This window comes from Paenibacillus pabuli NBRC 13638 (assembly GCF_001514495.1).
GTDB classification, from domain to species: domain Bacteria; phylum Bacillota; class Bacilli; order Paenibacillales; family Paenibacillaceae; genus Paenibacillus; species Paenibacillus pabuli.
Map to the genome: position 1 here is coordinate 106,570 of NZ_BCNM01000009.1, position 13,531 is coordinate 120,100.

At 47.6% G+C, this 13,531-nt stretch carries 8 protein-coding genes; 2 read left to right on the forward strand and 6 right to left on the reverse strand.

Going from position 1 to position 13,531, the window contains the following annotated elements:
- Window positions 1-41: 41 nt before the first annotated feature.
- Window positions 42-476: a hypothetical protein gene (locus PPA03S_RS13855; RefSeq protein WP_062323801.1), complete on the reverse strand. Its 435-nt coding sequence runs from the start codon at window positions 474-476 to the stop codon at window positions 42-44.
- Window positions 477-809: 333 nt separating this feature from the next.
- Here PPA03S_RS13855 and PPA03S_RS13860 point away from each other — a divergent pair, with 333 nt between their 5' ends.
- The gene (locus PPA03S_RS13860; RefSeq protein ID WP_062323802.1) at window positions 810-1,178 is read left to right on the forward strand and encodes a helix-turn-helix domain-containing protein; all 369 of its coding nucleotides are present in this window, start codon (window positions 810-812) and stop codon (window positions 1,176-1,178) included.
- A gap of 473 nt (window positions 1,179-1,651) precedes the next feature.
- Here the strand turns inward: PPA03S_RS13860 and gltB are convergent, their stop codons facing one another.
- The 3 genes from gltB to PPA03S_RS13875 all read right to left on the reverse strand — a co-directional run bounded on the left by gltB (window position 1,652) and on the right by PPA03S_RS13875 (window position 9,990).
- Window positions 1,652-6,250, reverse strand: a complete 4,599-nt coding sequence (gltB, locus tag PPA03S_RS13865) for a glutamate synthase large subunit (RefSeq protein WP_062323805.1) — start codon at window positions 6,248-6,250, stop codon at window positions 1,652-1,654.
- Between the two features lie 668 nt (window positions 6,251-6,918).
- Window positions 6,919-9,201, reverse strand: coding sequence for a YhgE/Pip family protein (locus PPA03S_RS13870; protein ID WP_062323807.1), 2,283 nt, complete (start codon window positions 9,199-9,201; stop codon window positions 6,919-6,921).
- A 207-nt stretch (window positions 9,202-9,408) separates the two neighbouring features.
- A complete protein-coding gene (locus tag PPA03S_RS13875) occupies window positions 9,409-9,990 on the reverse strand; it encodes a TetR/AcrR family transcriptional regulator (protein ID WP_062323809.1) in 582 nt (193 codons plus the stop codon).
- A 349-nt stretch (window positions 9,991-10,339) separates the two neighbouring features.
- On the opposite strand from PPA03S_RS13875, the gene PPA03S_RS13880 reads away from it, so the two are divergent.
- Window positions 10,340-11,557, forward strand: a complete 1,218-nt coding sequence (locus PPA03S_RS13880) for an MGDG synthase family glycosyltransferase (RefSeq protein WP_062323811.1) — start codon at window positions 10,340-10,342, stop codon at window positions 11,555-11,557.
- 273 nt (window positions 11,558-11,830) lie between these two features.
- Here PPA03S_RS13880 and PPA03S_RS13885 read toward each other — a convergent pair whose 3' ends face one another.
- Together PPA03S_RS13885 and thpR are read right to left on the reverse strand one after the other, a co-directional pair.
- The gene (locus PPA03S_RS13885) at window positions 11,831-12,688 is read right to left on the reverse strand and encodes a cell wall hydrolase (RefSeq protein WP_062323813.1); all 858 of its coding nucleotides are present in this window, start codon (window positions 12,686-12,688) and stop codon (window positions 11,831-11,833) included.
- 130 nt (window positions 12,689-12,818) lie between these two features.
- Window positions 12,819-13,421, reverse strand: coding sequence for an RNA 2',3'-cyclic phosphodiesterase (thpR, locus tag PPA03S_RS13890; protein ID WP_062323814.1), 603 nt, complete (start codon window positions 13,419-13,421; stop codon window positions 12,819-12,821).
- Window positions 13,422-13,531 lie beyond the last annotated feature (110 nt).

Consider the following 13,531-nt stretch of genomic DNA (forward strand, 5'->3'; position numbering starts at 1 on the left):
AAGTGCATGCTTGTTCAGAATTTGTTTAGAATGTGCTCAACTCATATGGTAAAATCAATGTAATGATAGGTTTTCTGCAAGCCAGGTTGTTCCGATTGCTTTTCATACTGAAACCGGGAAACCGTTGGAAACTGAACTTCGCGAATCATCGCATTTAACTGTCCAGTTATATATAGTGTCTGCTCTTGCTGAATATGCAAGCTCGAATGATACAATGTGAGCTCACCGAAGGGTTGTTTCCATTGCAACCTTGCGTAGAGTCGTACACATACATGACTATCTTCTACATCCAAACCAATCAGCATCTCTGATGAGATCGGCAGATTCAGGTCGCTCAGGAACGTGATCGCTTGTGTGTCCATACCAAGTAACAATACAGGACGTCGTTTGCGGTCTACCGATTGGCCATGAAACTCCTGAATGTACATATGGACATTTAATTTCAGATCAGCCCATTCCTGAATCATTGAATTCATGGCTTCATTCCTTTTAGAATGGATTAACTTGCAAGAGTTACCTCTATTCCTTCACACAGGTATATGGGGCGGGTAACTTGTTCATACTTAAAATATCCCAAATGATACATTTTGTAACTCCATACGTCCAATTTACGATACAATACGTATCATGTCAAGCGGTATTTGGACATGGTTCTTTTGATTTACGACAATATGAGATGTCCTTAGACAGACCTATATACAACTCGTCGATCTAAGGCTTTACAATTATGCAGGAAAGCTGCCCTGATCAAAAACTTGGCTCAGGATTGTTTCAATATATATTTGATGGCGTTCAGGGGGAAATAGCTTATGAGCTACGGAAATCGCATTGCTGAATTAAGGGAACAGCGGGGACTTACTCAAGAAGAACTTGCGAGCTCCATTCATATTACAAGAGCTGCTCTCTCCCACTATGAGAAGAACCGACGTAAACCGGATTTCGAAGTGTTAACGAGGCTTGCTGACATTTTTGGCGTATCCATTGATTATCTCATTGGTCGTACCAAACAAAGTGATGTGGTCATGGATGAGGATGTTCGGGAATTTGTCGACTCCCTTGAATTATCGGATAAGGAAGTGCTGGAGCGCTTCGGCCTGATGATTGATGGTAAACCCTTGACAGAAGAAGAGGCTCGTCGTTTCATTGCTTTTGTCCGGATGGAACGCAGTATGGATTAATTTCGTAAAGAAGACCCAGTCCGAGAAGTTTACTCTCCGGTTGCTGGGCTTTTTTACTGTCCTCATTTCCCTCCATCCTCTCGTTGTCGATGGTTGTCAAGGGCGCTTATTATTGTCGGAGGATACGAAATGGTTCCAACGCTCCGGGTCGATTCCGCATTGCAGTAAAACTTTCATGATGTCTATCTGGGTTGCTTCGACTGATTTACCTGTCGGCTTACGATCGCCCCTGGGATGCTTCATATTCATTCCGCTAACCTCTCTTATCTTTATACTTTCCCTGCACTCCAAAACTAGCCTTATTATACTTGAGAAAGTTCCTCAATGTTGTCGTCTCATGGCGATAGCGTTTTTTGTATGGGTTCTAATTTTGTCGAAAACAAAATAGGAGCTCTACGACGCCGGTTTGGCAGCCATAAAGCTCCTATAATTCTTAAGACAACCTGTTCATGCATTCGAACAGGGATGGTGAATTAACCTCCAGCACGTGCGAGTTCACGCATGTTGGCTTCAAATGCAGCCAGCAAGGCAGCCTCTCCAGTCAGACCCGTCGCCTGAATCCGCTCAATTTGCTCTGTCATCCGCTTAAAGTCCTTCGGTATAACGCGAACGAATTGATCAATCGATTGCTGCCAGTTATCCAGAATGCGCTGACCAGCCGCACTGCCTGTATTGGCAACATGGCGCTGGATCATGCCGCGCAGATCTGCACTTTCGGATACGTCTTCGATACGCTCCAAAAGTACCATTTCCAGATTACAACGTTGCAGGAATGTGCCTTCCGGATCATACACATAAGCAATGCCTCCGGACATCCCGGCTGCAAAGTTCCGGCCTGTATCCCCCAGAACGACGACACGTCCGCCCGTCATGTATTCACATCCATGGTCGCCCACACCTTCAACGACTACTTTCGCACCCGAGTTCCGCACGGCGAACCGCTCACCTGCGATTCCGCGAATGTAGGCCTCACCACTGGTTGCTCCGTACAAAGCGGTGTTACCAATGATGATGTTATCTTCGGCATCAAATGTCGCTTTTGGTGAAGGCAACACGATCAGTTTCCCTCCGGACAATCCTTTACCTACATAGTCATTGGAGTCCCCTTCAACGGTCAATGTCATACCTTTAGGTACAAAGGCCCCAAAGCTTTGTCCGGCAGAGCCGATAAATTTGAATTGAATCGTATCTTCCGGCAATCCTGCGAGACCATATTTGCGAGTGATCTCACTACCCAAAATGGTACCTACCGCACGGTTCACGTTCGTAATTGGAAGTACCGCTTCTACCGGCTGACCGGATTCGATCGCAGGCTGTGCCAATGGCAGCAGCTTTTGCATATCCAGCGTTTCTTCCAACTGGTGGTTCTGATGCTGTGTACGATAACGTGCAGAGCCTTCCGGCATTTCAGGCACATGCAGCAGAACAGACAGATCTACACCTTTTTTCTTCCAATGATCCACAGCTTCCACGGTTTCAAGACAATCTGTACGGCCTACCATCTCCTGGATGGTACGGAAACCAAGCTCAGCCATAATTTCGCGAACATCTTCAGCAACAAAACGCATGAAGTTGACCACATGAGCTGGATCACCGGTGTAATTTTTGCGCAGCTCCGGATTTTGTGTAGCTACACCGACTGGACATGTATCCATTTGGCAAACACGCATCATGATACAGCCAAGTGCAACGAGTGGAGCAGTAGAGAAACCGTACTCTTCGGCTCCAAGCAGTGCTGCAATTGCCAGATCACGACCGTTAAGCATTTTTCCGTCTGTTTCCAATACGACACGGTCACGCAGATTGTTCAGCATCAACGTTTGATGTGTCTCTGCAAGACCCAACTCCCAAGGCATTCCCGCGTGACGAATTGAACCTTGTGGAGATGCACCCGTACCACCGTCATAACCGCTGACGAGGATAATATCGGCACGTCCTTTGGCAACACCTGCAGCGATTGTACCCACACCGACCTCTGATACCAGTTTTACATTGATCTCTGCACGAGGATTGGCATTCTTCAAGTCATAGATCAATTCTGCCAGATCTTCAATCGAGTAGATATCATGATGCGGCGGTGGAGAGATCAGACCTACACCTGGTGTTGATCCACGAACCTCAGCGACCCAAGGATACACTTTACGTCCTGGCAGCTGTCCACCTTCGCCCGGTTTTGCTCCCTGTGCCATCTTGATTTGAATCTCGTCGGCATTGACCAGATAGTTGGACGTTACACCAAAACGTCCGGATGCCACCTGTTTGATGGCACTGCGACGAGAATCACCGTTGCTGTCTTTAATGAAGCGAGCCGGATCTTCCCCACCTTCACCTGTATTGGATTTACCTCCAACACGGTTCATTGCGATGGCGAGATCTTCGTGTGCTTCCTTGCTGATCGAACCGAAGGACATTGCCCCTGTTTTGAAACGGCGCATGATGTCTTCCACGGATTCAACTTCATCCAAAGGAATGGCAGGGCCGACCGGTTTCAGCTTCAGCATGGATCGAATGGTCAGCAATTGATCATTTTCGCCTTGCACGAGTTTGGAATACTTTTTATACAGCTTGTAATCCCCGGTACGTACGGCATGCTGCAGCGTATGGATCGTTTGCGGATTGAACAGATGCTCTTCTCCGTCATTACGCCATTGGTATTCACCGCCAGAGTCCAGCACCTTGTCATTGCCGTCTTTGTCCGTAAAGGCACGGTTATGATGGGTCAATGCTTCGGCAGCCACTTCTTCCAGTCCAATCCCGCCAATTCGGGAAGGCGTCCAGGTGAAGTAACGGTCAACGAAATCCGATTTCAGACCTACAGCTTCAAAGATTTGAGCTCCGCGATAGGATTGGATCGTCGAAATTCCCATTTTGGACAATATTTTAATAACGCCCTTGGTAGCGGCTTTGATATAGTTTTTCACAGCTTTTTCATGCGAGATACCACGAAGCAAACCTTGCTGGATCATGTCATCCAATGTTTCAAACGCCAGATACGGGTTCACGGCACTTACACCGTAACCAAGCAACAAAGCATAGTGATGAATATCACGCGGCTCTGCCGATTCCAGCAAAATGCTGACTTTGGTTCTGGTCCCCTGACGAATCAGATGGTGATGCAGACCTGCTACGGCAAGCAACGCTGGAATGGCTGCATTCTCTGCATCCACGCCACGGTCGGACAGGATCAGAATGTTATGACCTTTGTCAATGACACGGTCTGCAGCTTCGAATAGCAGTTCCATCGCTTTGCGGAGTCCTTCTGCGCCTTCTTTGGCTGTAAAGAAGATCGGAATGGTCATCGAACGGAAGCCCGGGCGACGAACGTGGCGAATCTTCGCGAAGTCCTCATTGGACAATACCGGTGTATCCAGACGAATCTGGCGACAGCTCTCCGGTTCAGGGTTCAGCAAGTTGCGCTCAGGTCCAATCGTTGTTGCTGTTGACGTGACAATCTCTTCACGAATCGCATCAATCGGCGGGTTGGTAACTTGGGCGAACATTTGCTTGAAGTAGTTATACAAACGCTGCGGACGATCCGACAATACGGCCAGCGGCGCATCATAACCCATGGAACCCGTAGCTTCCATCCCTGTTGAAGCCATGGGCTCCAACACTTTGCGTAATTCTTCAAATGTATATCCATAGGCCAGTTGAAGCTGGGTTACATTATCATGCTTTGGATCAGGCAGTTCCGGTGCGTCCGGCAGCTCATTCAGATCCATCAGATGTTCATCAAGCCAATCCTGATACGGATTCTCTGCTGCAATGAGTGCTTTCACTTCCTCATCTGCAATGATGCGGCCTTGCTCTGTATCTACAAGCAGCATACGTCCTGGACGCAGGCGGTCTTTGTAGAGAATTTCTTCCGGTGCGATATCAAGTACCCCAACCTCGGAGGACAAAATAATGCGGTCGTCCTTCGTCACATAGTAACGTGCCGGGCGCAGACCATTACGGTCCAGCGTTGCACCAATCTGTAAACCATCGGTAAAGGCCATAGCTGCCGGTCCATCCCACGGTTCCATCATCGTGCTGTGGTATTCATAGAATGCCTTTTTGGCAGGGTCCATTCCCTCATCTGTACTCCAAGGCTCAGGAACCATCATCATGGCTACGTGTGGTAATGAACGACCACTCAAATACAGGAACTCCAGCGTGTTATCAAACATCGCTGTATCCGAACCATCCGGATTGATAACCGGTTTTACTTTGGAGATATCATTGCCGAACAATTCGCTCTCGAACAACGACTGGCGTGCATGCATCCAGTTCACGTTACCACGCATCGTGTTGATCTCACCGTTGTGGATCATGAAGCGATACGGGTGGGCACGCTCCCAACTTGGGAATGTATTCGTACTGAAGCGGGAGTGGACCAACGCAATCGCGGATTCTACAAGATCTTCCTGAAGATCCAGGTAGAATTGTCCAACCTGTTCGGTTGTCAGCATGCCTTTGTAGACGATTTTGCGACAGGACAAGCTTGGCAGGTAGAATGAACCCCCTTCTGCTTCATCCGCCGAATAGCGAATAGCCAGCTCAGCACGTCTGCGAATAACGTACAGCTTCCGTTCAAATCCCAATTCATCCTTCACTTCCGCCGATCTGCCAATAAACACCTGACGCACATAAGGCTTCGCTGCAAGTGCAGAGCGTCCAAGCATTTCATCATACGTAGGCACATCCCGGAAACCAAGGAACGTCTGGCCTTCTTCTTCAATGATTTTCTTGAGACTCTCTTCATGTGCGCTTCGAATCGCTGGATCCTGGGAAAGGAAAAGCATTCCTACTCCGTAGAATCCCTGTTCTGGCAATGCAAAGCCGAGGCGTTCCGCTTCTTGTGCAAAATAACGGTGTGGAATCTGGATCAAAATACCGGCTCCGTCACCGGAATTGGGTTCGCTTCCCTGTCCTCCGCGGTGCTCCATGTTACTAAGCATGGTCAGTGCCTGACTTACGATGTCGTGTGAAGGTACTCCTTTGATATTGGCAACAAAACCCATGCCGCATGCGTCTTTTTCGAACTGTGGGTCATACAGACCCTGTTTGGGAGGTAATCCGATGTGTCTCATGGAACGCAACCTTTCTATAATGAAGTATTTCGGAAAGATCAAGAACATAGGCAACAGGCAACAATGAAACGGGAGGAGCCGGCCTTTCGATAAGCGCCTGCTGAATGAACGAGGGCGACAGCGATCGCTGTCTAGGTCAAGAGCGCTGCAATTGGGGCAGACAGCATGAATTGAGATGCGCTGATCGGGCAATCCGATAACAGGCTGGTATAACTACACGCAACCGCTGGCACGGTCGCTGAAATAAAACGACGTTTTTTGATTATAGTTCTATTATTTTAACACCGACCTAACATCAGCGCAATTTAAACTTTTTAATACCTCTGATAAGAAATGTTTTGCAGTACAGCTTTAGTGTAATGACGTTTAAATTCATCTCTTTTTCGAATAATTATACACATTTTATGTCAGAGTACAACTGATTTAAATGACTAACAAAAGAAAATCATTCCATATGTGGCCTGCGTTTATCCATATTTCCGCTATTTTATCACACCGTAATCCAATGAGCGTCCTCTTCCTTATGCATTTGTATACAAAAAGAGTCTGCAACCCGTTTTCGGGTCACAGACTCTTTGTACTATTTGACTACTATATTGCACAATTTTGATACACAAGCACAAAGTTTATTTTTCATAAAACCAGTCTCATTGTAGTCCAGATTCGACTTATGCTGTTACAACCTGACCGGATTCCGCCGCTTCGACATCTTTTTTGGGGCGTCTGCCGTTCCACAGGAAGAAAGCCAAGGTTAACAGCACAGATACACCCGCATAGATTGCCAGGATTCCGGCCTGATGCCACATTACATCGAAATTGCCACTTGATACAACGGCCTTGAAGCCCATAATGCTGTGCGTCATTGGTAACCAAGGGCTAAATGCCTGCAGCCACGATGGAATCAGCTCCACCGGGAAGGTTCCCGCACTCGCTGCAAGTTGGAAGACCAACAGCAGTATGACTACATAGCGTCCTGGAAGATCCAGCCAAGTGACAAGGGCCTGAACAATCAACATGAAGGTCAGTCCGGTAATGATCGTGAACAGATAGAACAGCGGAACGCTGTGTGTCTCCAGTCCAAGACCGTATAACATGAAGCTTGCAACAATCACCGATTGGAAAATACTCATGGAGCCAAATACCAGCGTACGGCTGACAAAACGATTCCAGCCTGTTGCACCCGGTACGGAGGTCTCACGCATTTTCAACACAATGGTAGAAATCAGTGATCCTACAAACAAACCGATGGACAGGAAGAACGGCGTCAACCCTGTACCGTAATTGCTCACATTCTCTGCCGTGTCCTCTGACGTATTCACAGGTTCAGCGAACATGTTTACCACGTCATCTGTTTTCTTGACTTCTGACGTTTTTTGAGCTGCATCATTCAGCTTGGTAGCCAGCTCATTCGATCCATCTTTCAGCTCAGTGAGGCCGTCAGCCAGTTTGCCCGCTCCGTCACCCAGTTGCTTGGAACCGTCTGTGAGTGAACTCACACCACCGCTAAGCTTGCCTACACCCGTTTGCAAAGCTGACGTTCCCGTCCCCAGTTGTTTGGCTCCATCTGCCAGCAGCGTACCGCCACTTGCAGCTTCACCCAGCTTGCCGCTAAACTGCTTGAGTCCGTCGGAGAGTTTCGTTCCGCCTTGGCTAAGCTGTCCGGCACCTGCCAGCAATTGCTGCTGACCATCCAACAGCTGGTTCGCACCTGCCAGCAGCTGCTTCTGGCCTCCATGCAGCTCGGCAGCACCCGCTGCAAGCTGTTGGTTACCCTGATGCAGTTGATCCGCACCCGCTGCCAGCTTCTGCTCACTCTCATGCAGCTGCTTGCTTCCGTCTGCAACAGCTGCGCTGGCTGCAAGCAGCTTCTGCACATCCTCGCTGGCTGCCAGTTCCGGGTTCGATGCAGCAAGCTGCTTCAACCCCTCAGCAACGCTCTGCGCACCGTCTGCCACCTTGCCGCTGCCGTCCACTGCCGATTGCAAGCCAGCTGCCAAGGTTCCGCTACCCTCCACAGCGCTTTGCAGACCGTCGGACAGTTTCGCGCTGCCCTGCTCGGAAGACTGCAATCCTGTTTGCAGCTTGCCTGTGCCGTCCAGAGAAGACTTCAGTCCGGTTTCCAGCTTGGTACTGCCTTCCTTCAATTGGTCCGCTCCGCTTTGAAGCTGACTTGCAGCTGCCGTGTGAAGCTGCTGCAACCCGGATACCAGATTCGTTGTTCCACTTTCAAGTTTGGATGCACCCGTGTGCAGTGCATTGACTCCATCACTTAATGGGGACAATCCCTCCTGGAGTTCCAGTGTTCCGGAAGCCAGCTTCGCCAAATTATCCTTGAGCTTCACCGCTCCATCATCCAGCTTGCCTGCACCTGTATTCAACTCGCCTGCGCCGTCGCCAGCTTCAGCCAATCCGTCGGATACCTCCGAGAATTTGTCGAGCAGCGTCTCCGCATAGGATTCTGTAACTTTGGCCGACACCTTGGCTTTCAGATCCTTGATCGCCGTCTTGCCAATCTGTGCACCCACGAAACTGTAATTACCATTCGGTTCGTAGATCAGGTCCGCCGGCTTGGGCTTGTCATTAAGCAGCGTGGTGGCCTGGGATGAAAAGTTTTCCGGGATCGTGATTTGCATATAATATTTGTCATTTTCCATGCCTTCTCTAGCCTGACTGGCACTCACAAAGTCCCATTTAAAATCTGCATTTTTCTTCAGTTCATCAATGAGGTCGTTCCCTACATGCAGCGACTTGCCCTCCAACTCTGCGCCCTTATCCAGATTGACAACGGCAACAGGCATTTCATCCACATGACCGTACGGGTCCCAGTAAGCAGCCAAATAAATACCGCTATACAGAATCGGAATAAACATAATGGCGATAACGGGGATCAATATTTTCGGGTTTCTCACGGCCGATCCCACATCCTTGAAAAACACGGATAAAGATTTCATGTCATTTTCTCCCCTTATTCTCTCTGCTCCAAGAGCAGGGTAACCATAGTGAAATTCATTTGATGTGTTCCAAAAAATTACCGAAACACTTACTGACCATTTTCCTCAAACGGTCATTTTAGAGCAAAAAACAAACCTGTCTTCCGACAAGCCTCACTGCCTTCGTGCATATGGATAACCCCTATTATAGTAGAATAAATTTTCGGGCTACGTTGCGGCAGCAATTCCTTCCATTAAGAAAAGGCGAAAGTAATTCTTGATTTCCTCTTTGCTCAGCGGTTCGTGCTGCTTGCTCCAGTCTGAGGTGAGGGCGATGTACAAACGAATCATCATAAAGGCTACTACCTGTGGATCACAGTCGCGAATCTCTCCGTTGCTTCTAGCCTTCTCAAGCTCACGAGCCAGAAAATCGGAGATTACCTTCTCCACTTTCTCCAAACCTTCCTTGGCCTGAAGTGTACCAAAATCCTTAAGCTCCTGGGACAACTTAACCAGCAAATCGTGATCACGGCGAAACTCCAGCAGCGAATCAAGCACACGAAACAGATTATCAAAAAAAGCACTTTCCTGATGCACTTCACGGTGAGCAATGTTCTTCATTTCCTGAATCACTTCCACCAGGATTTGGTCAAACAATTGTTCCTTATTCGTAAAGAACGTGTAGATCGTTCCCTTGCCAACGTTCGCAATCTTTGCTACCTGATCCATCGTGGTTGCCTTGTATCCAAACATGGCGAACGACTGCGCGGCTGCATGAATGACCTGCTGTCTCCTGTCAATCGGAGCCATCATATCCCTCCTCATTTTCATTGATCGTCCTTTTGAATGACCAGAAATACAATTCAGTCATTCGGTCAAAAACAAGATTACCACTCTCATTATCAGATTGCAACCCTAACATTAAAAATTTGGGTTAATTTTTTTTAACCGAAATGCAGTGGAAACTGCTTCTATCCTCGTCTATAGTGTATGATGACTCCAACAAACGGGTAAAGACGAAGTTTCGATGTATCAGAACATCAACTGTAGTGTAAATATGTAACGAATGAACATGATTTTCCGCTTCGCTGTATATTCATGTAGTAATGCATCGTGCGGTATGAACATTAAATTTAAATTGATGAATAAAGGTGAACTCATGCGAAAACCAAGAGTGCTCTTGTTATCCGAAGGTTTCGGCACCGGTCACACACAGGCCGCCCATGCGCTCGCAAGCGGCATTAAAAAAATTAGTCCACATGTGCATAGCCGGGTGATTGAGCTCGGGAAATTTTTGAATCCAACGATGGCTCCACTTATTCTGTCCGCATACCGGAAGACACTATCCGTTCAGCCGAAGCTGGTCAGTCTTCTGTATCGGACGCAGTATAACAAATCGCTGAACGGATTTACAAAATTGGCCTTGCACCGGATTTTTTATACACAGACGGCTCAAGTCGTATCCCAATTGAAACCTGATGCCGTAATCTGCACGCATCCCTTTCCGAATGCGGTCATCTCCCGGCTTAAACGTCAGGGGCTCAATATTCCGCTGTATACGCTCGTCACGGACTACGACGTACATGCAACCTGGATCAATCCCGAGGTGAACAAATATCTGGTTTCCACACCACAGGTAAAGGCTCTGCTTGAAATCAGAGGTGTCGAACCCTCACGAATTGTAATTACCGGTATTCCTGTACATCCCGACTTCTGGGAAGCAGGAGACAAGGTGAGCCTACGGCAGGAAATGGGGCTCCAGAACATGCCTACTGCCCTGCTTATGGGCGGAGGATGGGGACTTTCTTTTGATGAAGAGCATATGAAGGCTCTCACCTCCTGGGCAGATCGTGTACAGCTGCTGTTCTGTCTGGGAAGCAATGAGAAAATGATTGCCAAGCTGAAGGAGATGTCCTGCTTCCAGCATCCGAATATCCGTATACTCGGGTATACCCGAGAGGTCAGCAAACTGATGGATGTATCTGATGTACTGATTACGAAGCCAGGCGGCATGACCTGTACGGAAGCACTGGCAAAAGGATTACCGATGCTATTCGTACCTCCGTTGCCTGGGCAGGAAGAAGAAAACTGTGAATATTTTGTACAAGCCGGATACGGTCAGGTTATTCACTCGGCTGACGTCATTACCAACCGTTTCAGAGAGTTATGTGACGGAGCTGCACCCATTCAAACTGAGAGTCAGCTGAAAACAGTGCACAAACCTAGCAATAAATCCAGCTATGATCCGACGTGCTGTGCCCAGGCGGTCCATGATTTATTGTTCCCGGCTACAGCCGAACTCACATCCGCGCCCAAGGAGCGCTTTACAGCCGGGATAGGAGCCACTTCGCTGTCAGGTACCCGAATCCCATTCTAGCAGCTCTAAGACCCCTTCTGGACGTTCTACGAGGGCTTTTCATATCCGCAGGCCATATATAAAGAAGGTTCCCCTCCGTTACTGGAAGGGAACCTTCTTTTATTTCACTCATTTTCCGTATGATTTACTGAAAAAAAGGGTAATGTAAATAACAAACCCTCATCAAATATAAAATGAAAACGACGAAATAAAACTGCGTTCAAAGCGTATGAGGAGTTGGTATCGTCAGAACATAGTTAACTACCCTGCCTGTTTGCAGAATTTATAGGTATTTTACTTGTAAAACGTATGATGCCCGATGGTTTTCACTTTTTTCTGGGAATGAGCCACTGTCAGATCATCTGCAAGCGTCAAAGACAGGAAATAATACGTATCGTCGGCTACTTCCTTTTTCCCGTTCAATGCCGCATTCACTGCCTTGATCGTGTCCTTATTGGGAGTTACACGTTTCAAGCGCCCATTCGCTACAGGACTGAATTGAGATTTCTGATAGATCACTTTGTAAATGGTATCGGGAAAATTGGCTGACCGCAGCCGGTTTAAGACAACATTGGCAACTGCCACTTTGCCTTCGTACGGTTCACCTTCCGCTTCTGCCATGACAATTTTCTGCAGCAGAAACAGCTCTTTATCGGACACACTGTATGACCAGGTCGCAAGTTTCGAGTCTTCCTGATTCAGAAGTTTGGTCCGCGTAAAGTAAAGTTTTTGGGGGGGAGTGGTTATTGCAGCTACCGCTTTGGCACGCTCTACCTTCGCCAATTTCAGAGCAGCCTCTTTTTTTGCTTTGGCCGCAGCTGCAGCTCGGGCTGCATGTTTAGCCTTCGCTTCCTTCAGTTCCTGCTCTTCCTGAGCAGATGTCAACCAGTTCTTGGCAGGGAGCGAATTGGTCCAGTTACTAGTCTTGATAGACCCATTAGCAGACAGACTTGTCCCGTCTTGCATCATTCGCCTGTCCTCGTTAAAAGAATTTTTGCTATTTTCCACAGAAGCCGCGAGTTCGGTCATCTGTTTGCTCTCACTTGCCTCATTCCACTTTCCAGTCGCCTGAACGACGTTAGCCCCCACTATACATACAAGCAGCACAGATAACATCGGTGCCACCCAACGATTCTTGCTTATAATATCCATTCGAAGATTCCTCCTGTCGAAACAATTCCCTAATCTAAGTAACCACAAAAAAAGAATTTGAATAACGTTGGCTAATATTACATAGGGAATAACGTAATGTCAATGTGATTTTATGTCATAATAATGAGTTTCAGGAAAAAGAAAACGTATCCACGACCTCATACATCGGCTCCTGACCTAGCTGTGTCACATATAGCACAAAATCTTGAATCATCCATGAATTAACACCTAAAACCTGTTCAGGAAGCACTCCAAATATTCCTTTATCCTCATTTCCTGGAACCTGTCCCAGAAATTTTCTCGCCATAGTAATGTGCGGAGAATAAGGTCTCAATTCGGTCTCATATCCAAGGGATGAAGTAGCGTCCACGATTCGTTTTTGCAGCAGATTCAGCCGCCCCAGTTCCCCTTCAACACCTCTCCAAAGCACCTTTGGTGCTTCTTTTAAACCGAATGTTCCCCACCCGGAGACTTTCAGCTCAAAAGGCTGGAATCCGGCGCCTGCCGAACGTAAGGTTTTTCGAAGTTGCCCAATGTCACTAACAAGGGTATCCCCCAGAAATTGCAATGTAATATGATAATCCCGATAATCCGTCCATTTGCGAAAATCAAGTTTGCCCTGCACGAGTTCGGCAGACAGGCGAAGTGAATGTTGTATATGTGCCGGCAACCGAAGCGCAATAAATAATCGTTCCCGTCGGGACGGAAGGTCCGTATATGAATACTTATTCATGGTATACACCTCTTCTAAAGTTCATTTTATTATTTCACAGTCGCCTCTAAGGTTTCAAGTTGGTTAATTATAGAGTGACACAATTTCTGGGATTTGCACATGAGGCTGCA